Annotated in this window: 17 protein-coding genes; 5 read left to right on the top strand and 12 right to left on the bottom strand. The window is 67.2% G+C overall.

Translation table 11 applies throughout. The features are described from left to right. Nucleotides 1–15: 15 nt before the first annotated feature. From AC1VVG_RS25350 to AC1VVG_RS25335, 4 genes are read right to left on the bottom strand one after another with little or no spacing between them, the layout of a single operon-like run. On the bottom strand, nucleotides 16–963 hold the full coding sequence (locus AC1VVG_RS25350) for an acetaldehyde dehydrogenase (acetylating) (protein ID WP_124669407.1): 948 nt from the start codon (nucleotides 961–963) through the stop codon (nucleotides 16–18). A gap of 17 nt (nucleotides 964–980) precedes the next feature. Then, nucleotides 981–1,769 (bottom strand): 2-keto-4-pentenoate hydratase, encoded by a 789-nt coding sequence (mhpD, locus tag AC1VVG_RS25345; RefSeq protein WP_034191635.1) that lies wholly within the window; start codon nucleotides 1,767–1,769, stop codon nucleotides 981–983. Nucleotides 1,770–1,773: 4 nt separating this feature from the next. Continuing rightward, nucleotides 1,774–2,727 (bottom strand): 3-carboxyethylcatechol 2,3-dioxygenase, encoded by a 954-nt coding sequence (locus AC1VVG_RS25340; protein ID WP_473375178.1) that lies wholly within the window; start codon nucleotides 2,725–2,727, stop codon nucleotides 1,774–1,776. Nucleotide 2,728: 1 nt separating this feature from the next. Continuing rightward, nucleotides 2,729–4,576 carry a bifunctional 3-(3-hydroxy-phenyl)propionate/3-hydroxycinnamic acid hydroxylase gene (locus AC1VVG_RS25335; protein WP_482836589.1) on the bottom strand — a complete coding sequence of 616 codons (1,848 nt, stop codon included), beginning with the start codon at nucleotides 4,574–4,576 and terminating at the stop codon, nucleotides 2,729–2,731. A 163-nt stretch (nucleotides 4,577–4,739) separates the two neighbouring features. Here AC1VVG_RS25335 and AC1VVG_RS25330 point away from each other — a divergent pair, with 163 nt between their 5' ends. Together AC1VVG_RS25330 and AC1VVG_RS25325 are read left to right on the top strand one after the other, a co-directional pair. Beyond that, nucleotides 4,740–5,552 carry a DNA-binding transcriptional regulator gene (locus AC1VVG_RS25330; protein WP_482836588.1) on the top strand — a complete coding sequence of 271 codons (813 nt, stop codon included), beginning with the start codon at nucleotides 4,740–4,742 and terminating at the stop codon, nucleotides 5,550–5,552. A 143-nt stretch (nucleotides 5,553–5,695) separates the two neighbouring features. After that, nucleotides 5,696–6,514 (top strand): PA3715 family protein, encoded by an 819-nt coding sequence (locus AC1VVG_RS25325; RefSeq protein ID WP_482836587.1) that lies wholly within the window; start codon nucleotides 5,696–5,698, stop codon nucleotides 6,512–6,514. 22 nt (nucleotides 6,515–6,536) lie between these two features. Here the strand turns inward: AC1VVG_RS25325 and AC1VVG_RS25320 are convergent, their stop codons facing one another. Next, nucleotides 6,537–7,688 (bottom strand): acyltransferase family protein, encoded by a 1,152-nt coding sequence (locus AC1VVG_RS25320; protein WP_200087515.1) that lies wholly within the window; start codon nucleotides 7,686–7,688, stop codon nucleotides 6,537–6,539. A 324-nt stretch (nucleotides 7,689–8,012) separates the two neighbouring features. Here AC1VVG_RS25320 and pip point away from each other — a divergent pair, with 324 nt between their 5' ends. Continuing rightward, nucleotides 8,013–8,945, top strand: a complete 933-nt coding sequence (gene pip, locus AC1VVG_RS25315) for a prolyl aminopeptidase (RefSeq protein WP_124669410.1) — start codon at nucleotides 8,013–8,015, stop codon at nucleotides 8,943–8,945. Between the two features lie 67 nt (nucleotides 8,946–9,012). On the opposite strand, the gene AC1VVG_RS25310 is transcribed toward pip, so the two are convergent. The 7 genes from AC1VVG_RS25310 to AC1VVG_RS25280 form a co-directional block, all read right to left on the bottom strand. Beyond that, the gene (locus tag AC1VVG_RS25310; RefSeq protein ID WP_059556695.1) at nucleotides 9,013–9,285 is read right to left on the bottom strand and encodes a hypothetical protein; all 273 of its coding nucleotides are present in this window, start codon (nucleotides 9,283–9,285) and stop codon (nucleotides 9,013–9,015) included. Nucleotides 9,286–9,465: 180 nt separating this feature from the next. Then, entirely contained in the window at nucleotides 9,466–10,491 is a 1,026-nt protein-coding gene (locus AC1VVG_RS25305; RefSeq protein WP_482836586.1) for a transglutaminase family protein, read from the bottom strand. Next, nucleotides 10,485–13,091, bottom strand: a complete 2,607-nt coding sequence (locus AC1VVG_RS25300; protein ID WP_482837214.1) for a circularly permuted type 2 ATP-grasp protein — start codon at nucleotides 13,089–13,091, stop codon at nucleotides 10,485–10,487. Before AC1VVG_RS25300 ends, AC1VVG_RS25305 begins: the two co-directional genes overlap by 7 nt. A gap of 199 nt (nucleotides 13,092–13,290) precedes the next feature. Then, nucleotides 13,291–16,704, bottom strand: a complete 3,414-nt coding sequence (locus tag AC1VVG_RS25295; RefSeq protein WP_034191644.1) for a transglutaminase family protein — start codon at nucleotides 16,702–16,704, stop codon at nucleotides 13,291–13,293. 93 nt (nucleotides 16,705–16,797) lie between these two features. Then, a complete protein-coding gene (locus tag AC1VVG_RS25290) occupies nucleotides 16,798–17,775 on the bottom strand; it encodes a transglutaminase family protein (RefSeq protein WP_034191645.1) in 978 nt (325 codons plus the stop codon). 8 nt (nucleotides 17,776–17,783) lie between these two features. Next, nucleotides 17,784–18,725: an alpha-E domain-containing protein gene (locus AC1VVG_RS25285; RefSeq protein WP_069245929.1), complete on the bottom strand. Its 942-nt coding sequence runs from the start codon at nucleotides 18,723–18,725 to the stop codon at nucleotides 17,784–17,786. Between the two features lie 64 nt (nucleotides 18,726–18,789). Beyond that, nucleotides 18,790–20,205 (bottom strand): circularly permuted type 2 ATP-grasp protein, encoded by a 1,416-nt coding sequence (locus AC1VVG_RS25280; protein WP_069245928.1) that lies wholly within the window; start codon nucleotides 20,203–20,205, stop codon nucleotides 18,790–18,792. A 587-nt stretch (nucleotides 20,206–20,792) separates the two neighbouring features. Here AC1VVG_RS25280 and AC1VVG_RS25275 point away from each other — a divergent pair. Both AC1VVG_RS25275 and AC1VVG_RS25270 read left to right on the top strand, forming a co-directional pair. Beyond that, nucleotides 20,793–21,788: a LysR substrate-binding domain-containing protein gene (locus AC1VVG_RS25275; RefSeq protein WP_124668990.1), complete on the top strand. Its 996-nt coding sequence runs from the start codon at nucleotides 20,793–20,795 to the stop codon at nucleotides 21,786–21,788. Between the two features lie 645 nt (nucleotides 21,789–22,433). After that, nucleotides 22,434–22,844 (top strand): hypothetical protein, encoded by a 411-nt coding sequence (locus AC1VVG_RS25270; protein ID WP_034185951.1) that lies wholly within the window; start codon nucleotides 22,434–22,436, stop codon nucleotides 22,842–22,844. Nucleotides 22,845–22,866 lie beyond the last annotated feature (22 nt).

The raw sequence follows: 22,866 nt of genomic DNA, 5'->3' as shown, positions 1-22,866 counted from the left end.
CGGGTGCTCCCTGCTTCAGGCGTTCACAACCGACGCGGCCATGCGTTCGGCCGTTGCCAGCGCGGCGGAAGTCATGATGTCGAGATTGCCCGCATAGGCCGGCAGATAATGGGCCGCGCCTTCCACTTCGACGAAGATCGAGGTCTTCAGTCCGCTGAAATGGCCGAGTCCGGGAATATGCAACGGCGCGTCGGAGGGGATGTCGTCGAACTGCACGGACTGCTTCAGGCGATAGCCGGGCACATAGGACTGGATGGCAGCGGCCATCTCGCCAACCGACGTTTCGATCAGCGCCCGGTCTGCCGCCTCGGACAGCACATAGACCGTGTCGCGCATCATCAGCGGAGGCTCGGCCGGGTTGAGCACGATGATCGCCTTGCCCTTGCCGGCGCGGCCGACCGCTTCGATCGCCTTCGACGTCGTCTCCGTGAACTCGTCGATGTTGGCGCGTGTGCCGGGTCCTGCCGACTTGCTGCTGATCGATGCGACGATCTCCGCGTAATGCACCCTTGCGACCCGCGACACGGCGGCGACCATTGGAATCGTCGCCTGTCCGCCGCACGTGACCATGTTCACGTTCGGCGCATCGAGATGCGCGTCGAGGTTCACCACCGGTACGCAGTACGGGCCGATGGCGGCGGGCGTCAGGTCGATCACGCGAATGCCGGGCTTGAGCGCGCGCAGGAACGCGTCGTTCTTCACATGCGCGCCGGCCGACGTCGCATCGAACACGAAGTCGATCTCGTCGAACACGGGCAGGCGCGCCAGCCCTTCCACGCCGTCATGCGTCGTCGCCACCCCGAGCCTTGCGGCGCGCGCGAGGCCGTCCGAGGCAGGATCGATGCCGACCATCGCCGCGACTTCGAGATGCCTGCTGCGGCGCATGATCTTGATCATCAGGTCGGTGCCGATGTTGCCGGATCCGATGATCGCGGCTTTGCACCTGGTGTTCTCTGTTGCCATGGGAATGTCTCCGTCCGTCATTCGCTGAAACTGGCGCGCACACTGCCGAGCCCTTCGATATGCGCCGTATAAGTGCCGGCCGCCTTCACCGCGACCATCGGGCCAAGCGCGCCCGTCAGCACGATGTCGCCCGCGCGCAGCGGCGTGCCGAGTCGAACCATCCGGTCCGCGAGCCACGCCGCCGCATTCAGCGGATTGCCGAGGCACGCGCCGCCATTGCCGCGTGACAGGACTTCGCCGTCCTGCGTGAGCGTCATTGCACAAGCGGTCAGCTCGATATCGCGCAGCAGGACCGGGCGGCTGCCGAGCACGAACAGCGCGCTCGACGCGTTGTCCGCGACGGTGTCGAAAAACCGGATGTCCCAGTCGCGGATGCGACTGTCGACCACCTCGATCGCGGCCACCGCATACGCGGTCGCTGAAATCAGATCCGCGTAGGTGTGTTTTTCGGCGGTCAGGTCGCGTTCGAGCACGAGCGCGATCTCCGCTTCGACCTTCGGCTGAATCAACGAGGCGAGCGGCATCGGCTGGCTGTCGCCGTACGCCATCGACGCGAACAACGCGCCGAAGTCGGGCTGATCGACGCCAAGCTGCTTCTGCACCGCGGGCGAAGTCAGGCCGATCTTCCTGCCGACGACGCGCTCGCCGTTCGCCGCGCGCAAGTCGTTGTTGATCTGCTGGATCGCGTAGGCGAGTGTCGCGTCGCCTTCGGGACACGTCTCGCGCAGCGGCGCGATCGTCCGGCGCGAGGCCTGCGCTTCACGCAGGCGCGCGGCCATCGAAAGCATGCTGTTGTCATCCGACATGGTTCTATCTCCTGGAAAGGGCCTGTTCTCGCGCGTGCATCGCGCCGAAGCCGGCGATCCATTCCGGAATCGCGCGGTAGTAATCGATCGAAGCCGCGTAAGGACCGCTCGCCGCAAGTGCACCGAATGCGGCGACCCACGTGCGAATCTCGTGCGCGGACTTGCCTGCATCGCGCGTGATCGCTTCGTTCGTGAGGCCATCGGCTGCGGTGAGTTCACCGCGTTCGAGCCATTCGAGAAACATGTGGTCCCATGCGGGATTGAGCGGATGCAGGCGGCTGTCGCCCGCTGCGAATGCCTTGGCCGCCGCGACGGTGCGGGATTGCCGCGCATCGCGCGACGCCGGTGACGGGTTGCGCCCAGCGATCAGCCGTTCCGCGACGATATCGTCCGCGCCCGCGATTTCCGGCACCGGCGGCTCATGCGAAATGCCGCCCGAGCCGATCAGCAACACGCGCCGGTTCATGCGCGCGACGGTACGGCCGATCGCATCGCCGAGCAGTCGCGCGCGGCGGCACGACGCCATCGGCGGCGCGACCGAGTTGATGAAAACGGGCACCACGGGATGGCGGTCGATGCCGCCCGTGAGTACCTCGAGTGCCTGCGCGCAGCCGTGATCGACCTGCATGCGATACGACACGGCTACGTCGATATCGCTCGCGAGCGTCGCATCGGCAAGCGCGAGCGCCACATCGCGGTCGACGGGCAACGGGCCGGCCGCGCTGCCGAAATCGCCGATGGCCGTCGCGCTCACGCCGATGCAGAACTGCGGCATCACGTCGTAGAAAAATCCGTTGTAGTGGTCAGGCGCGAACACGATCACCAACTCCGGATCGAACGCGTCGACCCGCTCGCGCGCCGCGCGCTGCACCTGCTCGACTTCCGCGACGACCGCCGGCGCCGGATCGAAGTAGCCGTGCAGCGGCGTGTGCGACATGCATTCGAGATGAATCGGCATTTCAGGCCCCTACCAGGTCGGCGGCATGCGGGAACGTCGCGTCGTTGATCGTCGCGCCCGTCGTCACGGCAAGCGACAGCCTTTGCGCAAGCTGCGACACGCAACCCGATACGCTTTGCGGCGAGCACATGCCGGCCACGAAGCGGTCGGGCCGCAACAGCACGACCGATTCCGGCACGCGCGCGAACCAGTCGCGCAGGCGCGAATCGACATCGCCAATGGCGATCACGTCTTCGGGCACGTCATCGTGGAACGCGAGCTGCGGGTCGGGCTTGGCGATCACGAAACACCCCCCGAGCGCGGTCCAGATGCGGCGCGCCTCGGGCGTCAGGCCGAACGTCGGGTCCGAGCCCCATCCCACGATCGCGAAGCGGTTGCCGATCGCATCGTCGAGCCGGACGATGCTGCCATCCACGCGACGCACGCGCGGCTGGATGAACATGCGGCCCACGGGGGTGCCAGCCTGCGCATCGCGGCCATGCACCATCCGCCCGATCAGCGATTCACGTTTCTCGCTCATCAGACCGACCAGCCGCCCGAACGCGCCGTGTCCGCGCTTCGCGATCATGCGCGCGAGCAGCCCTTCGGACCGCGCGCGGCGCGCCAGCAGCACGACACCTTCTTCATAGCGCGGCATCGGCTTGAAGCGCATCTCGACGAAATAGCGCTGCATGGCGGGCAGCACATCGAAGCAGCGCACGAACGCGTCACGCACTTTCGATCCGACGAAGCTCGTCGGCGCGAAGATATCGCCCGCGACTTCCGAGAGGTGGATCATCGAGCGTGCATGGGCGCGCCGCTCCATCGTGTAGGTATCGAGCAGCGTGTCGCGCGCGGTGCCTTTCACGACCATCGCCAGCTTCCAGCCGAGATTGCTCGCGTCGCGAATGCCGCTGTTGTAGCCCTGCCCCTGCCACACCGGCATGATGTGCGCGGCGTCCCCCGCGAGCAGGATGCGCTTGACGCGGAACGTGCTCGCGAGCCGCGCGTTGTGCGTATAGACCCGCTGACGAATGTAGTCGACCTTGTCGGGGTCGTCGACCACCCCGCGCACCAACGCCGCCATGTTCTCCGGCTTCGACAGTTCCTCCTCCGTCTCGCCCGGCATCACCATGAATTCGAAGCGCCGGATCCCGTGCGGCAGCGCCGCCGACACGTACGGACGCCGCGCGTCGCAATGCAGATAGACATGCGGAGAGCCGATCGGGTCGTTGCGCACGTCGATCACGATCCATTGATTCGGCTTCGTGCGGCCTTCGAACGGCACGTCGAGCGTGCGACGCACGAAACTGTTGCCGCCGTCCGCACCGACCATGTATGCGGCGCGGATCGTCGTCTTTGCACCGTGCGCGTCTGTCGCCTCTATGGTCACACCGCACTCGTCCTGCGCGAAGCTGTCGACGCCGTGGCCAAGCAGCGTCGACACATTCTCGAAACGCTCGAGACCGCCGTACAGAATCCGATCGGCGAGCGGCTGGATGAACGCATTGCGGCGCGGCCAGCCGAACTCGTCGGTGCGCGGCTCGATCGACGCGAAGCACTTCCCTTTCAGCGTGAAGCGCATCCAGTGATTCGGCGTGGTGTGCGGAAGCAGTTCGTCGACCAGGCCGACCGACTGGAATACGCGCAGCGCTTCGTCGTCGAGGCCGATCGCCCGCGGATAGTCGATGATCTGCGCGAGCTTCTCGATGAGGACGACGCGCACGCCCTGCAGGCCGAGCAGGTTCGCGATCATCAGGCCGACCGGGCCCGCGCCGATGATGGCGACATCGGCGTCGATCGAACGATGTGTCGTTTCGTGAGGATGAGCGCGGCCGTTGCCGGCCGCCGGTTCAAAGGCGGGGCGCATGCTTGTCTCCTGACTGGGCTTGTCCGATGTGCTGAACCGACGAAGCGCCTGGCGCTCGATCGTTCAACTTATGCACGCAGTTTATGGAGGGCGGAAAACACCCTCAACAAAATCTCCGGAATGTGCATAGAATGCACATGATTGATTTCAATGGGATTTTTACGTGACAACCTACACGAACGTGCGCGGACTGGCGCGCGGCCTCCAGGTGCTGCGGACGCTGAATGCGATGGAAGACGGGCGTGCAACGAGCCAGCAGATCGCCGATCTGACCGGCCTGCATCGCACCACGGTGCGCCGCCTGCTCGAAACCTTGATGGACGAAGGATTCGTGCGCCGCAGCACGTCGGACGACAGTTTCCGCCTGACGCTCGCCGTACGTTCCTTGAGCGAGGGCTTCACCGATACCGAGCGCATCGCCACCGTGGCGCCGCCGATCATGGGGCAGCTCCTGCAGCGCGTCGCGTGGCCATCCGATCTGACCACACCCGACGGCGACGCAATGATCATCCGCGAGACGACACATCGCTTCAGCCGGCTGTCGTTTCATCGCTCGATGGTCGGGCGGCGTTTGCCTATCTTGCTGACCGCGGCTGGCCGGGCCTACTTCGCGATGTGCCCCGACGAGGAGCGCGAGGATATTCTGGAACTGTTGCGCTCCGGTGCCGGCGGTGAAGAGCAACAGGCGTTCGCGAAAAACGATACGCTCGTGCGCAAGCTGATCCGACGGGTGCGCGAGGACGGTTTCGGATCGAATCACGGCGACTGGACCGCGCAGGCGAAAATCGGTGCGGTGGCGGTCGCGATCAGCGCGGACGAACGCGTGATCGCCAGCCTCAATGTCGTCTTCCTGTCACGCGCCGTCAGTCTCCAGGATGCCACTCGCCGCTATGTGCCCGAGCTGCAAAAAGCAGCAGCGGATATTGCCGAAGCATTGCGACAGGAACCCGCGGCTCGTTCCCGCGCATCAACGTAGTCTCCCAGACAGGCTGAATGGCATGAACGGACGCGCGAATGACGATGTGCCGACCGCGACGGGCGGCCGAGCATGGCTGACAATCGACGCTCTCCCCCGCGCACCCGAATGAGCTTGGAAGAACCCGTTTTTTCATCGAGACCATGAGAATCCATCACTTCGTTCCCTTGCTGGCGCTCGCCGCCGTACCCACCGCCCACGCCGCCGACAGCCAACCTTGCAGCGACGCTGCCGTCACGGCCGTCGCCCGTTGGGCCGGCATCGCGAGCGCACGCATCGCGACGCGCGACGCGAACCGGCTCGTCGTCGCGTCCGCGTGCAAGGTCATGCCGAACGCGCCGGGCACGACGATCGCGGCCGTCGTGTTCGATTCGCTGCCCAAAAGCAAGAATCCGGACGAAAGCGACAAGCTGCAGGTCGTCGCGCTCGTCGAGGGCGACAAGGTCGTCGCGGCCGACAAGTCGGTGGTTCAGGAGGATGCGGCGACCGAGATCGGCGAGAACAGCTATCGCATCGATACGGCGCCGTACCGGCTGTCGCCCGAGGTCCGCGCATTTGGCGTCGTGTTCACGAGCAGCGCGCGCGGGCCGAGCTGTCCGGATGCGGACGCCAGCGAAGAATTGACGCTGTGGGTGCGCGAAGGCAACCGCATCCGCCCGGTGTTCGGCACCAATCTCTACGGCTGGGTCAGCGTCGAAGGTGCGGCGTGCGGTGCCGGCATGGGTGACGCGATCAGCGAGGATGCCCACATGACGATCGCCGTCGAAAAGACCGCCAGCCACGGCTTCGCAGACCTGTCGATCACCGCACGCATCACGAAGAGCCAACGCAAGGACAACGAATACGCCGAGACGGGCAAGCGCACCGCACGCACGATCGTCCGCTACGACGGCAAGTCATACGGCATCGACATGTTCCGAAACTTCTGGTATCCGCCCGCCGCGATGCAGCGCTTCAAGTAACGGCGCGTCAGCCCGCGCCCGCCTACTCCGCCACCTTCGGCCCGATCCCGTCGCCCGACGCGGGCATCCGCAGCGCATCGTCCCGCACACGTCGCGCCTCGCGTGCCGTATAGCGATCCTTCAACCGCAGGAACGGTTTCTCGACGAGGAAGTAGCTGGCCGTCGCGGCCAGCAGCGCCCACACGATGCCGAGCGGAAACGCATGCGCGACCGGCAGATCGGGATTCGCGAACGGCTGCTGCCACAGATACAGACTGAACGAGATCGTGCCGATGAACACGACCGGCCGCGCGCGCAGCCAGCGCGCGCACCAGAACTCGCCGCGGAAATTCAGCACGACGATCACGATCGCGATCAACGCGGCTTCGAGCGTCACGCCGTAAGTCGCGTTCCAGAAGCCGCCGAGCCGGTGTTCGGCGAGCGGCATGCCGAGCAGCACGACGATGACGATCGCCGTCACGATGCGCGCCTCGCCTCGCCACGCGCCGATCCACGCTTCGAGCCGTTCCCGGTTGAGCGACGCATAACACCCGATCAGGATCGGATCGACGCCGGTGTGAAGCATCATCCCGAGTTGCCCGCGCAGCGCCGGTGCAACGAAATACGTGACGGCGCGCACCAGCGGCACGATCAGGATCAACGCGGCCAGCCAGCGCGTGCCGGCGCGGCGCATGCCGAACCCGAACAGCAGCGGCCAGAACCAGTAGAACTGCTCTTCGAGCGCGAGCGACCAGAAATGACCGAGATACCACGCGCCGTCCGGATGCAGCGCGTTGTCGCCGGTCAGCCCGAACCACGCCGAGTAATTCCACAGATGCAGCGCCGCATACAGCCACTGCCGGCGATCGACGTCGAACCAGCCGGCGAACGCGACGACCGCAACGGCCGCGAGATAGACGTAGCAGGCCGGCCAGATCCGCAGCGCGCGACGCACGTAGAACGACGTCAACGCAATGCCGCCGGTGCGCGCGAACTCGGCGCGCAGCACGTTGGTGATCAGGAAACCGCTCAGGACGAAGAAGATCAGGACCCCGAGCCGGCCGTCGGCAATCAGCCGCAACGGCGCATACCAGCCCGTGTAGCCGCCCGGCAGCACATGTTCGGCGTGCCCGACCACCACCATCGCGACCGCGACGGCGCGCAACCCGGTCAACTGCGTGACGCGATGGTTCATCGGCTCGTTTCCGTTGGCACGGGTTAGAAACAGGAGATGACCGGCGCGCCGACTGGCATGCCGATATGCCGCCGGGATTTTGTATGAAAAATATCGGAATGAAATTGCTTCAAAAATCGCCGCGCCGCCAGCTGCGGCCGCACACGTCCGAACGAGCCGGCGCCCGGCGCGGCGAATGGGCATAATGACAAGCCTTGCCCGGCGACGACCGGACCGATGCCCACGCAACGTTTTTGCGGCGCAGCAACATCCGAAGTACCGCCCCCGCACGGATACCGGCCCGCACTCGTCCGCCTCCAGTCGACCCTCATCCGGAGCCTGCCTGTGTACCCACCGATCGAACCCTACGCCCACGGCCACCTCGACACCGGCGACGGCCATCGCATCTACTGGGAGCGCTGCGGCAACCCGGCCGGCAAGCCCGCCGTGTTCCTGCACGGCGGCCCCGGCGCCGGCTGCAGCCCCGACCATCGCCGCCTGTTCGACCCCGAGCGCTACGACATCCTGCTGTTCGACCAGCGCGGCTGCGGGCGCTCGACGCCGCACGCGAGCCTCGAGAACAACACGACGTGGCATCTGGTCGCCGATATCGAACGCCTGCGCGAGATGGTCGGCGCCGAGCAATGGCTCGTGTTCGGCGGTTCCTGGGGCAGCGCGCTGGCGATCGCGTACGCGGAAACGCACCCCGAACGCGTGAGCGCGCTGATCGTGCGCGGCATCTTCACGATGCGGCGCGCGGAACTGCTGTGGTACTACCAGGAAGGCGCGTCGTGGCTGTTCCCGGATCTGTGGGAGGACTTCGTTGCGCCGATTCCGGAAGCCGAGCGCGGTGACCTGATGGCCGCCTACCATCGCCGGCTGACCGGCGACGACGAAGCCGCGAAGCTCGAGGCGGCTCGCGCATGGAGCATCTGGGAAGGCCGCACGATCACGCTGCTGCCCGACCCGGCGCTCGCCGCGCACTTCGCGGACGGCCACTACGCGCTCGCGTTCGCGCGAATCGAAAACCACTACTTCGTGAACGAGGGCTTCGTCGAGGAAGGTCAGTTGCTGCGCGACGCGCATCGCCTCGCCGGCATTCCGGGCGTGATCGTGCAGGGCCGCTACGACGTCGCGACGCCAGCACGCACCGCATGGGAACTGTCGAAGGCGTGGCCGGAGGCGACGTTCGAGATCGTGCCCGGCGCCGGGCACGCCTACAACGAGCCGGGGATCCTCGAAGCGTTGATCGCGGCGACGGACCGGTTCGCCGCGTAGTCCATAGGGTGCAACGCATCGCAGTGCGTGCTGCGATGCCTGCCGGCACACCTAGGCGCCGCCGCGATCAAAGCGCGGCTTCGACGATCGTCCTGCCGCTGATCGCGCGCTCGACAAGCTGCTCGTCGCCGACCTTGCGAATTGCGTCGTCGAGCAGCCCCTCCGGTTCTTCGGTCGCCACCTTCAGCAGGCCCGACAGGCCGCGCGCGTCGAGCACCACCAGCGTCTCCATCGAATCCGCGCGGCTCACGAGCACGCGGCGGAATGCCGGGCCCGCGCCGAAGCTCGCGCAGAGCGAGATCGTCTCGCCGCCGAGCGTGTAGTCGAAGTGCTTGATCATGGTCTGCCGCCGTTGCAAGGAAATGGCGACGCGCGACGGCGCGGCGCCGTGACGTCGACGCACCCGCGCGTGCCGCCGGCGCGCCGGACCGGAGTCCGGACCGTCCACCGGCATCACCATGCTAGGCGTGCAGTATTAACGAAGACTTAAACCGGAAACCGCCCTCACGGGAGGCCCGCGTTACGGCGCATCGAGCGGCTCGACCGTCACGCCGACCTTCAGCTCCTGATCCGCACCGCCGCCGCGGATCACGCCGCGCAGCGGCGTGACGTCCGCATAGTCGCGACCGACCGACAGCATCACGTAGTCGTCGCCCGGCGCGCGGTCGTTGGTCGGATCGAGCTGCAGCCAGCCGTTGTCCTCGGGCCATGCCGGGTCGTACACCTCGACCCACGCATGCGACGCATCGGCACCGATCAGCCGCGGTTGCCCGGGCGGCGGCTGCGTGAGCAGGTAGCCGCTGACGTAACGCGCGGCCAGCCCGAGCGAGCGCAGCGCGCCGATCATCACGTGCGCGAAATCCTGGCAGACGCCCTTGCGCAACCGCAGCGCATCGAGCGCCGACGTCGTGATGTCGGTGCTGTTCGGTGTATAGGCGAAATCGGCGTGCACGCGCCGCATCAGGTCCCAGGCGGCCTGCACGAGCGGCCGTCGCGGCGTGAAGCTCGCGGCCGCATAAGCGGCGAGCTCGGGATCGCAGGCGACGTGCGGTGACGCGAACAGGAATTCGCTCGCCGCGTCGTAAGGCTGCCCCGCACGAAACCGCAAGCGGTCGCGCACGGCTTCCCATTCGGTCGCCTGCCTTGCGTCGGGATGCGCGATCGCGGGCGGCGGCTCGCCGCGGGCGCCAAGCGACCACACGGGCGGCGTCACGCGCACCGTGCTGCGGCTGCGCACGAGCAGCGCGTCGTGCGGCTGGTTCAGTGCGAACGACGCGCGCGCGTTGCCGAACGCGTCGATCTCCGTGCAGACCGATTCCGGCACGGGCTCGATGTCGAGCGAGAACGACAGCACCTGCTGGCGCGGCGTCACGAGCGGTTGCAGGCGTGCCTGGTGCTGCGCGGATTCGACGCGCGCCGCGTAACGGTATTCGGTGTCGTGCGTGACACGCAGCAACCGGCCGGGCGCCATGGCGCCCGGCGCGGCTGCCGGTCGTGTCTTGCCTGCACCGGACGGCGCCTTCACCGCGCCTTTCGTCGTCACCATAGCGTCCTGCCCGCCTCGCGCACGTGGCTGAAGTAGCGTTCGCCGATGCGGTTCGACAGTTCCCAGACCGCCTTCACGGTCGTGTCGAGCGCATCGAGCAGCTTGTCGTGCCGGCCGCCGTCAACGGTTTCGCACAGTTCGTGCAGCGACCACGCGGGCACGTCCGGAATCGTCTCGGCCAGCTCGGACAGCGCATAGCCTTCGCTGCGCTCGACCTTCGTCAGCCGGCCGCGCAGCGCCTGCACGACCCAGCCGAGCGAACGCGGATTGTCGGTGTCGAGCACGACGAGCGACAGCAGCGGCGCGACGTCGAAGCCGCGCTGGAAACGCGAGCGGAACGTGATCGTGCTGTCGAACAGCTCCAGCACGAGTTCGAAACCGTCCTGCCGGTGCACGACACCCTCCTCGAAGGCGAACTTCAGCACGCTGCACAGGAAGTCCAGCCGGTCGATCTGCCGGCCGATCGACAGCAGGCGCCAGCCGTCGTCGCGCGTCATGTTGTCGGTCTGCGCACCGGTGATCGCGCCGAGCAGCAGGCCGAGGCGCTCCAGCAGCTGCAGCGCCTCGTTACCGATCTGCTCCTCGGCCTCCGGCTGCCCGGCGCTGTCCGCGAACAGTTGCGTCGCGTCGTCGATCAACCGCCACTGATCGCTGGACAGCCGTTCGCGGATCGCGGCGGCGGCGCCGCGCATCCCGAACAGGCACGACGCGATGCCCGACGTGCGATCGGCGCCGCGCGTCAGCGACGTCGCAAGCGCGTGCTGGAACGCGCGCGGCGCGTCGACGGCATTCGGCGCGTCGGCCGCGATCAGGCCCGTGTCGCGGCACAACGTATCGATCAGTTCCAGATGCGCGGGGCTGTCGACGTCGTCTTCGCCGCGCAGCCTTTCGAGCGCGGCGCGCGCGAGGCGCATCAGGTTGGTCGCGCGTTCGGTGTAACGGCCGAGCCAGAACAGGTTCTCGGCCGCACGGCTCGCGATCGCGCGCGGTCGCTCGACGAGGTCGTCGGGGCCGAGGTGCGTTTGCAGCAGCGTCGTCGAATCGACGATGCCCTCGGTCATCACCCAGGTATCGACGGTGCTGCCGCCGTGCGGCATCGGCGCATTGAACAGCGTGTCGCGCGTGCCGACCCGCGACAGCCCGCCGGGCAGGAGCCGCCAGCGCTGCGCGCCGTCGGCGAGCGCGAACACGCGCAGCAGCAGCGGCTTCGGCACGATGCGTGCGCTGCCGTTGCCCTCGGGCGTGTCGGGTCGCGGCCAGGTCGGCGCCTGCGACAGCGGCAGGTCGGCCTGCACCGTGTAGTGTTCGGGCCGCGCGAGGATCCGGGCGCGCCATGCGGCCAGCTGCGCCTGCGTGAGCCGTGCGCCGATCACCGGCTCGAACGCGCCGCCGGCCTGCACCTCGGGTGGATAGGAGGCCTTCACGATGCCGCGCGCAAGCTGCGGCAGCGCATCGTCGCAGGCAGCCGCCTCGCCGCACCACCACGAATGCACGGCCGGCAGCGTCAACGTTTCGCCGAGCAGCGCTTCGGCGAGGCGCGGCATGAAGCCGAGCATCGCCGGCGATTCGAGGAAACCCGAGCCCGGTGCGTTCGCGAGCAGCACGTTGCCCGCGCGCACGGCCTGCAGCAGCCCCGGCACGCCGAGCATCGAATCGGGCCGCAGTTCGAGCGGATCGAGCCACGCGTCGTCGACGCGCCGCAGGATGCCGTGCACCGGTTCGAGCCCGCGCAGCGTCTTCAGGAAGACGCGGTTGTCGCGCGCGGTCAGGTCGCCGCCCTCGACGAGCGTGAGGCCGAGATAGCGTGCGAGATACGCATGCTCGAAATACGTCGCGCTGTGCGGCCCCGGCGTCAGCAGCACGATCCGCGAGTTCTTGCGGGCCGGGCTGAGCGACTGCATGCTCTGCAGCAGCGCGCGATACGCGGACGCGAGGCGCTGCACGCGCAGCCCGCGAAACCCGCGCGGAAAGAGCCGCGACACGATCAGGCGGTTTTCGAGCAGGTAGCCGAGCCCGGCCGCGCCCTGCGTATGCTGCGCGACGATCCGCCACTGCCCGTCCGGGCCGCGCGCGAGATCGAACGCGACGACGTGCAGCCAGGTATCGCCCGGCACGCGCGCGCCGCGCATCGCGCGCAGGTAGCCGGGGTGGCCGGTGACGAGCGCGGGCGGCAGCAGCCCGCGCTGCAGGATGGTCTGCGGCCCGTACAGGTCGGCCAGCGTCGCGTTGAGCAGCCGCACGCGCTGCAGCACGCCGCGCTCGATCGCGACCCAGTCGTCGGGCGTGACGATCATCGGCAGCAGGTCGAGCGACCACGGGCCGGCCGCGCCGTCGCCGGCGCGCTGCTCGTGCAGCTGGTAGAACAGGCCGTTCTCGCGCATGCTCCGGTGCAGCGCATCGGCGCGGCGATCGAGATCGGCCACGCCGTCGCTGCCGATCGACGTAAAGAAGCTGCGCCACGCGGGCGCGAGCGCAGGCGCGATCAGGCCGGCCGCGCTGCCGCGCAGTTCGTCGTAGCGGCCGGCGGCCGCCGGCGCCGCGAGCGCGGCGGCCAGTTCGGCGGCGTTCGGCTGCGCGCCGGTATCGAAAAGCGTGGGCATCGCGTCGAGGGCGGCGAGATGGTCGGTATCAATGGGCGGCACGATGTCGTTCCGTCGTCAGGGTGCGGCCGCGCACGCGCGCCGCCATCGGGGCGGCAAGCCTCGGCGCGCGGCCGCAATCTGCCCGCATCCTAGCATTCCGGCGAGGCCGCCGGGAGATCGCGAGCCGCGCATCGTCGTCCACCCCGTCGTTACTGGATCACGGCCGCCGCAAGTCGAGCGTGAACGGGAATTCGCGGCTCGGCGCGGCAGCCGCGACATCCATCCGCCCCGGCGTATGCCCCATCTCGACGAAGCGTGCGAGCCGGCGGCTCTCGGCTTCGTATGCATTGACCGGGAACGTCGCGTAGTTGCGCCCGCCCGGATGCGCGACGTGATAACGACAGCCGCCGAGCGAGCGCTGCAGCCACGTATCGACGATGTCGAACGTGAGCGGCGCATGCACGCCGATGGTCGGATGCAGCGCGGACGGCGGCGACCACGCCTTGTAGCGCACGCCCGCGACGTACTCGCCGACGGTGCCGGTCGGCTGCAGCGGCAGCGCGCGGCCGTTGACGGTCACGACGTGCCGGTTGTCGTTCAGCCCCGTCACGCGCACCTCGAGCCGTTCGACCGACGAATCGACGTAACGGACCGTGCCGCCGGGCGCGCCCTCCTCGCCCATCACGTGCCACGGTTCCAGTGCGCCGCGCAACGACAGCTGCATGCCGTTCACCGCGATCTGGCCGAACAGCGGGAAGCGGAATTCGAAGTGCGGTGCGAACCACGCCGGATCGAACGCAAAACCGGCCTCGCGCAGTTCGGCCAGCACATCGTCGAAATCCATCTGAAGAAACTCGGGCAGCATGAAGCGGTCGTGCAGCGCGGTGCCCCAGCGCGTGAGCGGCGTCGTGTACGGCGCGGCCCAGAAACGCGCGACCAGGGCGCGCAGCAACAGTTGCTGCACGATGCTCATCCGTGCGTGCGGCGGCATCTCGAACGCGCGCAGCTCGAGCAGGCCGAGCCGGCCGGTCGACGAATCGGGCGAATACAGCTTGTCGATGCAGAACTCGCTGCGGTGCGTGTTGCCCGTCACGTCGATCAGCAGGTTGCGCAGCACGCGGTCGACGAGCCACGGCGGCATGTCCTGCCCGAACAGCAGCTTGTTGCGCTGGATCTCGGCGAACGCGATGTCGAGTTCGTACAGCTGGTCGTTGCGCGCCTCGTCGACGCGCGGTGCCTGGCTCGTCGGCCCGATGAACAGCCCCGAGAACAGGTACGACAGCGACGGATGGTTGTGCCAGTACGCGATCAGGCTCGCGAGCAGGTCCGGGCGGCGCAGGAACGGGCTGTCGGCCGGCGTCGCACCGCCGAGCACGAAGTGGTTGCCGCCGCCCGTGCCGACGTGACGGCCGTCGACCATGAATTTCTCGCTGCACAGCCGCGACTGCCACGCGGCGTCGTACAGGAATTCCGTGTGGTCGACGAGTTCGTCGAAGCTCGCGGCCGGATGGATGTTCACCTCGATCACGCCGGGATCGGGCGTCACCTGCAGCAGCTTCAGCCGCGCATCGCGCGGCGGCGGATAGCCTTCGAGCACGAGCTTCACGCCGAGCGCGTGCGCGGTCAGCTCGATCGCGCCGAGCAGGTCGAGATAATCCTCGAGCGCGGCGAGCGGCGGCATGAACAGGTACAGGATGCCGTTGCGCACCTCGGCGCACAGCGCGGTGCGCGTGATCCACGCGGCCGATTCGAAGCGCTCGGGCCGGCGCTGCGGATCGTGCGCTGACGCGCGCCCGCCCGCGGCCGTGCCGTCGTCACGCCACTGCATGACCGTCTGCGCAGGCGCTTCGCGATGCACGCCGGACAGGTAGCGCGGCGCGTCGGCCGGGCCCGCATAGCGCGCACGGATCGCGGCGGCATCCGGCAGCGCGCTGCGCGGCGCGAACGGATCGCGTTCGACCAGGTACGGATGGTCGGCGCGCGAGGCCCACGGCAGCGAATCGAGCGGCAGTCGATAGCCCATCGGCGAATCGCCCGGCACGAGATACATCCGCTCGTCGCGGAAGAACCACGGGCCCGTCTGCCAGCGCGGCCCGTCGAGACCCGGTGCATCGTCCGTGCGCTTGACCGGCAGCACGTAGCCGACCACGCTGTCGAGCTGCTGGTCGAACACCTTGCGCAGCCGCGCGCGCTCGAGCTCGTCGTCGAGTCGCGAGTCGAACGGATCGACGTTGACGGGCAGCCGGCGCTCGCGCCACAGGTAGTACCAGACATCCTCGTAGCCGGGCTGGATGAATTCGTCGGTCAGGTTCAGCCGCGCGGCGAGCGCATCGATGAAGCGCTTCGCGTCGTCGGTCGTGTACGCGGACGGCTCGCGCTCGTCGGCGAACAGCGACGGATCGTGCCACACGGGCTGGCCGTCCGCGCGCCAGAAGATCGACAATGCCCAGCGCGGCAGCTGCTCGCCCGGATACCACTTGCCCTGCCCGAAATGCAGGAAACCGCCGTCGCCGTACTCGGCGCGCAGCCGCTGCACGAGTTCGGTCGCGTAGCCGCGCTTGGTCGGGCCGAGCGCATCGGTGTTCCACTCGGCGCCGTCGCGATCGTCGATCGACACGAAGGTCGGCTCGCCGCCCTGCGTGAGCCGCACGTCGCCGGCCGCCAGCGCGCCGTCGACCTGCGTGCCGAGCGCCAGCACGGCGTCCCACTGCGATTCCGTATACGGTTTCGTCACGCGCGGCGATTCGTACACGCGCGTCACGGTCATCTCGTGCTCGAACGACACCTCGCACTCGTCGATCAGCCCTTCGACCGGCGCGGCGCTCGTCGGCTGCGGCGTGCAGGCGAGCGGAATATGCCCTTCGCCCGCGAGCAGGCCCGACGTCGGGTCGAAGCCGATCCAGCCGGCGCCCGGGAGGTACACCTCACACCACGCGTGCAGGTCGGTGAAGTCCACCGACGTGCCGCTCGGGCCATCGAGCGACTTCACGTCGGGCGTGAGCTGGATCAGGTAGCCCGACACGAAACGCGCGGCGATGCCGAGATGACGGCACAGCTGCACGAGCAGCCACGCGCTGTCGCGGCACGAGCCGGACGCGAGCTCGAGCGTCTGCTCGGGCGTCTGCACGCCGGGCTCCATCCGCACGAGATAGCCGATGTCGTGCTGAAGCTGCTGGTTCAGCGCGACGAGGAAGTTCACGGTGCCGGCCGGCGTACGATCGACGCCGTCGAGATACGTGCGGAACAACGGCGACGCGCTCGTCTGCGGATCGCACACGAGATACGGCGCGAGCTCGGTCTTCAGCGCATCGTCATAGCTGAACGGGTATTGCTCGGCGCTCGCTTCGAGGAAGAAGTCGAACGGGTTGTACACCGACATCTCGGCGACGAGATCGATCGTGATCTCGAAGTGCTCGGTGCGCTCCGGAAACACGAGCCGCGCGAGATAGTTCGAGAACGGGTCCTGCTGCCAGTTGATGAAGTGCTGCGCGGGCTCGACCGTCATCGAGTACGCAAGGATCGGCGTCCGGCAATGCGGCGCGGGCCGCAGCCGCACGACCTGCGGGCCGAGGTTGACGAGCCGGTCGTAGCGATAGCGGGTGGTGTGATGCAGCGCGACGTGGATGGACATGGGAACTCGGTTCGGGTTGGGCCGGCCGCGCGCGCCGCGTCGCACTCGACGCGGCGGCCCGGCATGGCGGATTCGGCGAAAGCGTGCGCGGGGTCAGACGAGCTCGGGCGACTGCACGACGCTGATCTCGACGCCGACGGCCGTCGCGCCGAGCCCCGTCACCGGCTGCGCGTCGCGATAATCGAGGCCGACCGCGATGCGCACGTAGCGCTCGTCCGGGCAGCGGTTCATGAACGGATCGAACCCGACCCAGCCGAGCCCTTCCACGTACGCCTCGGCCCATGCATGGCCGGCCGGCTGCTGCATCAGCGCGGCGGCCTGCGGCTGCGCGCCGAGCGCCGGTTGCGGCAGCCCTTGCGATTGCGCGGCATGCGATGCGCCGAGCATCTGCTGCATGCCCTCGCCGCTCTGCAGCGCGAGCGCTTCCTCCTCCTCGACGTCGCCCGCGTTCTGCTTCGCATCGGCGATGCGCTGCATCGCGCTGTCGGCGAGCACGTAGCCCGAGATGTAGCGCGCGGGAATCTTCAGCACGCGCGCGGCCGCGATGAACGCATGCGCATGGTCGCGGCTCGTGCCCTCGCCGCTTTGCAGCGCGGTTTCCGCGTCGACGGGCACGTCGGCGGCCAGGTTCGGCGCATACGCGATACGGTCGTGCACTTCCGTCATCAGCCAGTGCAATGCGTCGAGGCCGTGCGGCTCGATCGGCAGCGCTTCCGTGAGTTCGCGCACGGTATCGCCCGCCTTCGTGAGCGCGGTCTCGCGCTCGAAGATCCACGGCGGCGCATAGCCCTCCGGATTCCCGAGAATGCCCGCGCGGTCCTGCGTCTCGACGACGCCGGCCGCGACGACGACGATCTCGGCCTTCGCGCCGCGGTCGTGACGCACGAGGTCGATCCGGTTGCCGAGCCCGTCGGCGTAAGACAGCGACGGCTCGACGCCGTCGATCGTGACCTGCCACGCGCGCACCGTCTGCCCGGGGCCCGACTGCGGGCGCAGCCGCAGCCGTTGCAGCGCATGGGTGGCTTGATCGTCGAACTGATAACGCGAAATGTGTCGAATGGCGAGTCGCATGGCAAGTCTCAGTCGAAGTTGTAAGCCTGGGCGATTTCGAGCCCAAGGCTGTTGTTGCGGCCGATGAAGTCGGTCAGGAACTCGTGCAGCCCGCTCTTGAAGATCCGCTCGACCGAGGTATCGGACAGCATTTGCAGGATCTTCGTGGCCGTGTCGTGACACGGGTGTGTCACGCCGTAATCCTTTGCAAGCAGGTTCAGGCTCGACACGACGCGTCCGTAGCAATAACGCAGCGAACGCGGCATGCGGCCGTTCAGGATCAGGTAGTCGGCGATGTTCATCGGCTTGTACTGCACGTCGTACACCCAGCGGTACGAACGGTGCGCGGCGACGCAGCGCAGGATCGTCTCCCACTGGTAGTTGTCGAGGATCGTGCCGACGTGCGACACCGACGGCAGCAGCAGGTGGTACTTCACGTCGATGATCCGCGCGGTGTTGTCCGCGCGCTCGATGAATGCGCCGATCTGCGCGAAATCGAAGATCTCGTTGCGCAGCATCGTGCTGTAGAAGCTGCCGAGGATCAGCGCGGTTTCGCGCTTCACTTCGTCGAGCACGGCCGGCAGCTCGCTCTCCGGCACCGGCTGCGCCAGCGCGCGGCGCAGCGCGAGCCACGCGCCGTTCACGCTTTCCCACGCCTCGCGCGTGAGCGCCGTGCGCACCATCCGCGCGTTCGAGCGCGCGGCCTCGATGCACGACAGCACGCTCGACGGGTTGTCGCGGTCGCGCAGCAGGTAGTCGGTCACCGTATCGGCCGCATACGCGTCGTATTTCTCCCGGTAGCCGTCGTCCGCGCCCGAGCTGACGAGCACCGACGACCATTCGGCCGGCGCGTCGGACGTGCGCGTGAGCGCCATCCGCAGCCCGGCATCGACGATGCGCGCGATGTTCTCCGCGCGCTCGATATAGCGGTACATCCAGTAGAGCCCGCTTGCAGTACGTCCTAGAAGCATCTCGTGTCCACTCCGTCTTCGTTCGGTTCGCGCGCCGGCTGCGGCGCGCGCGGTCGCATCCGGCTCAGTCGGCCAGCACCCAGGTGTCCTTGGTGCCGCCGCCCTGGCTCGAGTTGACGACCAGCGATCCCTCCTTCAGCGCCACGCGCGTGAGCCCGCCCGGCGTGATGCGGATCCGGTCCGACACCAGCACGAACGGCCGCAGGTCGACGTGGCGCGGCGCGAGGCCGGCGTCGGTGAGGATCGGCGTCGTGGACAGCGCGAGCGTCGGCTGCGCGATGTAGTTCGCCGGACGCGCGCGCAGCTTCGCGGAAAACGCCTCGAGCTCGGCCTTCGACGCGCACGGGCCGACCAGCATCCCGTAGCCGCCCGAGCCATGCACTTCCTTCACGACCAGTTCGTCGAGATGCTCGAGCACGTACTTCAGGCTGTCGGCCTCGCCGCAGCGCCAGGTCGGCACGTTCTCCAGCAGCGCCTTGCGCCCCGTGTAGAACTCGACGATCTCCGGCATGTACGAATAGATCGCCTTGTCGTCGGCGATGCCGGTGCCCGGCGCGTTCGCGATCGTGATGTTGCCGGCGCGGTACACGTCCATGATCCCCGCCACGCCGAGCACCGAATCGGGGCGGAACGTGAGCGGATCGAGGAAGGCGTCGTCGACGCGGCGGTACAGCACGTCGATCGGCTGGAAGCCTTCGGTCGTGCGCATCGCGACGCGGCCGTCGATCACCTGCAGGTCGCTGCCCTCGACGAGGTGCACGCCCATCTGGTCGGCGAGGAACGAGTGTTCGTAGTACGCGGAATTGTGGATGCCGGGCGTGAGCACGGCCACGGTCGGGTTGTCGGCGTTGCCGCCCGGCGGGCACACCGCGGCCAGCGACTGGCGCAGCATCTGCGGATAGGTCTCGACCGGGCGCACCTTCACCTGCTGGAACAGCTCCGGGAAGAGCTGCATCATGGTTTCGCGGTTTTCCAGCATGTAGGACACGCCGGAGGGCGTGCGCGCGTTGTCCTCCAGCACGTAGAACTGGTTCTCGGCGGTGCGCACGATGTCGACGCCGATGATGTGCGTGTACACGTTGCCGGGCGGCCGGAAGTCGATCATCTCCGGGATGAACGCCTCGTTGTGCGCGATCAGGTGCTTGGGCACGATGCCCGCGCGCACGATTTCCTGGCGGTGGTAGATGTCGTCGAGGAAGGCGTTCAGCGCCATCACGCGCTGCTCGATGCCGAGCGAGAGGCGGCTCCATTCGGCGCCCGAGATGATGCGCGGGACGATGTCGAACGGAATCAGCCGCTCGGCGGCCTCCGCGTCGCCGTAGACGGCGAACGTGATGCCCGTCTTGCGGAACACGCCTTCCGCGTCGTGGGCTTTCTGGGCGAGGCTCGCGGGATTCTGCGTGTCGAGCCATTGCTTCAGGCGCGCGTAGGGCGCCCTTACCATGTCGCCGGATTGCAGCATTTCATCGAATGGCTTCATCGATCTTTTCTCCATCGATCGTTTTCCCCGGCATTGCGCATGCCGGACCGGCGTAATGAATGCTTTGCAAGGAACGTGCCTTGCGCTACCCCCCGATATCCCCCCGTTTTTGCGCCGCGCCGGGCACGCCCGCACGGCATCGCGCACCATAACGGTGCATCACCCGGCGCGGCGGGCGCCCGCATGCGCCGCGAGCGCGCACGGCCGATGCTGCGCCGCGTCCTGCAAACATAGTTCCCCCGCGTGTCACGAATGTGCAATCTGCACTGCACAAAAAAATGGCGCGACCGGGCACCGGATCGCGGCAAGGGAGGCGGGCCGGCACGCACACGGCGCAACCGACCCTGGGGAAGTACCGTCTGCGGCACGCCGGGCGTTCGACGCGGTGAACTATCCGGTTAGCCGGGTCCGGCACCTCAACGCTATGTAGCCGTAATCCCGCCGACAACGCTCATGCATATTTCGACTGACACCGATCGAAAAAAAACATCGGACCGCCCCCGCGAGGCGCGGTACGCTAGAAAACTGGCGCGGCGCAGCGATGCTGTCGCCTTTCAGGCGCCCGACTATAAAAAGCGAAGATCGAAATGGAAGCAAAGTGGCTGGAAGATTTCCTGAGCCTGGCGGATACCAAGAGCTTTTCCCGGGCCGCACGTCATCGGCACCTGACGCAATCGGCATTCAGCAGACGAATCGCCGCCCTCGAAACGTGGATGGACGCGAAGCTGGTCGACCGGAGCATCAATCCGGTTGCGTTGACGCCGGCCGGCCAGATGTTTCGCGGGCTTGCCGCGGACATCCTGCGCAGCATGTATGCGGCGCGCAATCTCGTGAACGGCTATGACCAGTTCGCGGCCAGCGACCAGGTCGTGCGGTTCGCCGTCGCGCATACGCTCGTGTTCACGCTGTTCCCCGAATGGCTCAAGCAGCTCCATGGCGAAGTCGGCCACGTGACCGCCCGCGTCAACGCGGTCAACGTGCCGGAAGGCGTGCAGCAGCTGGTCGAAGGCGAATGCGACCTGCTGCTCGGCTATCACCATCCGCAGCTGCCGATCGTGCTCGATCCGAACCACTTCCCGTTCGTCAGCCTCGGCATCGAACGAATCCTGCCGGTGTCGACGCCCGACGCGCGCGGCAAGCCGGTGTTTCAGCTGCCCGGCACGCCGGATGCCCCGCTCCCGCTGCTCGCGTATTCGTCGGGGGCGTTTCTCGGCAACATCGTCGAGATGCTGCTGCTGAACGCAACCGAGCCGTATGCGGTGCACCGATGCTTCGAGACGCACATGTCCGAGGCGTTGAAAGGCATGGTCGTGGCCGGGCACGGCATCGGCTGGCTGCCGGAAAGCTGCGTCGCGAAGGAGCTCGCCGACGGCACGCTCGTATGCGCGGGCTCGGGAGACTGGATCACCGAACTCGAGATCCGCCTGTATCGATCGGCGCGCAAGCGCGGGCTCGCGGCCGAGCAGTTGTGGACCTACATCATGAACCGGCCGCGCGCGGCGGTCGAAGGCGCGCTCGATGCCGAACAGGCCGCCGCGCCGACGATGCGCACCGCACGGCGACTCGCCGGCGGCAGCCGCTGATTCCTGCATTCGCGCCGTGCGGGTTCACGGTGCGAATGCGCTTTCTCCAGCCAGCAATCGCCAAGCCCGCCGAAGCCCGTGAACTCCCTGTGCCCGATCTGCAATCGATATCAGACGAAACGCAAACGTTTGCATTCAATATCGTATTTTTTACTGGCACGGCATTACGTCCGAATATTAAGACCGATTTTACGGACGGAAATACCCTGTTACAGAACAAAATAAAAGTTTCCATTTACCTGCAACAACCCAAAATAACAAAAACGTCGCACCCTCTTTTCACGACGCACGACCTGTATCCTGACCTTCATTGTTTCGCGTCGAACACAGCCGCAAGAATTCCTTTTATCAGTCGTTACTTTTCGGCACGAACGTCGATACCTCCGACGTGACTCAATGCGTGCTCGATCATCGCTACCGACCAGCAATAATCATATTCGGCAATATCGACTTTCTTCAGCATTAAACGAACCAGACGAATCCATCGTTATCCTATTTAAATAGGATATTTCCCTTCGTCCCATTCCAGCCACACGCGGTTGTTGATTCAAAAGCCATCGTGTATCAATAGCGTGTCGCAAAAAGAACGCTGCCAAATCTGACTCGGAATAAATGCTCGCCATTGATTCCGGACGGGAGGTTGCAATGTCTTCTTCGTTTCGACTGCCTGCTCGCCCTTTCCTCAGCGTCTTCCTTTCCTCGCTCTGCGTGAACGCGATGGCCGAGGCGCCGGCGTCCGGTCCGGATGCCGGCCGCTACGTGATTTCGTATATCTGCGGCGACGCACGCATCGACGGGACGGCACCGCTTCCTCCCGACGGCCGGCCATACAACCTGGGCGTGTCGTTTGCTTCCGGCCGCACCGGACAACCGCTCGCCAACGTCCAGGTCCGCCTGCGGCGACATGGCCGCGTGCTCGTCGAATTCAACGCCGCGGGATCGCGCTGCCTGTTCAGCGTGCCGGACGCCAGCTACCGGGTCGAAGGGACCTATCAGGGAGCGACCCAGTTCGCGATCGTCGAAACGGGCACGCTCACCACGCAGTTGCGATGGTGAACGCCGCCTGACCCCATCCCGA

The organism is Burkholderia sp. L-4, assembly GCF_056856535.1.
Note: the sequence above shows the minus strand (reverse complement) of the source record. Positions and strands in the feature narration are given on the sequence as shown.

Excerpts from the sequence above, each read along its gene's own strand:
- AC1VVG_RS25350 (WP_124669407.1), bottom strand. The coding sequence starts at position 963 with ATGGCAACAGAGAACACCAGGTGCAAAGCCGCGATCATCGGATCCGGC.
- mhpD (WP_034191635.1), bottom strand. The coding sequence starts at position 1,769 with ATGTCGGATGACAACAGCATGCTTTCGATGGCCGCGCGCCTGCGTGAA.
- AC1VVG_RS25340 (WP_473375178.1), bottom strand. The coding sequence starts at position 2,727 with ATGCCGATTCATCTCGAATGCATGTCGCACACGCCGCTGCACGGCTAC.
- AC1VVG_RS25335 (WP_482836589.1), bottom strand. The coding sequence starts at position 4,576 with ATGCGCCCCGCCTTTGAACCGGCGGCCGGCAACGGCCGCGCTCATCCT.
- AC1VVG_RS25325 (WP_482836587.1), top strand. The coding sequence starts at position 5,696 with ATGAGAATCCATCACTTCGTTCCCTTGCTGGCGCTCGCCGCCGTACCC.
- AC1VVG_RS25320 (WP_200087515.1), bottom strand. The coding sequence starts at position 7,688 with ATGAACCATCGCGTCACGCAGTTGACCGGGTTGCGCGCCGTCGCGGTC.
- AC1VVG_RS25310 (WP_059556695.1), bottom strand. The coding sequence starts at position 9,285 with ATGATCAAGCACTTCGACTACACGCTCGGCGGCGAGACGATCTCGCTC.
- AC1VVG_RS25305 (WP_482836586.1), bottom strand. The coding sequence starts at position 10,491 with ATGGTGACGACGAAAGGCGCGGTGAAGGCGCCGTCCGGTGCAGGCAAG.
- AC1VVG_RS25300 (WP_482837214.1), bottom strand. The coding sequence starts at position 13,091 with ATGCCCACGCTTTTCGATACCGGCGCGCAGCCGAACGCCGCCGAACTG.
- AC1VVG_RS25295 (WP_034191644.1), bottom strand. The coding sequence starts at position 16,704 with ATGTCCATCCACGTCGCGCTGCATCACACCACCCGCTATCGCTACGAC.
- AC1VVG_RS25290 (WP_034191645.1), bottom strand. The coding sequence starts at position 17,775 with ATGCGACTCGCCATTCGACACATTTCGCGTTATCAGTTCGACGATCAA.
- AC1VVG_RS25285 (WP_069245929.1), bottom strand. The coding sequence starts at position 18,725 with ATGCTTCTAGGACGTACTGCAAGCGGGCTCTACTGGATGTACCGCTAT.
- AC1VVG_RS25280 (WP_069245928.1), bottom strand. The coding sequence starts at position 20,205 with ATGAAGCCATTCGATGAAATGCTGCAATCCGGCGACATGGTAAGGGCG.
- AC1VVG_RS25275 (WP_124668990.1), top strand. The coding sequence starts at position 20,793 with ATGGAAGCAAAGTGGCTGGAAGATTTCCTGAGCCTGGCGGATACCAAG.
- AC1VVG_RS25270 (WP_034185951.1), top strand. The coding sequence starts at position 22,434 with ATGTCTTCTTCGTTTCGACTGCCTGCTCGCCCTTTCCTCAGCGTCTTC.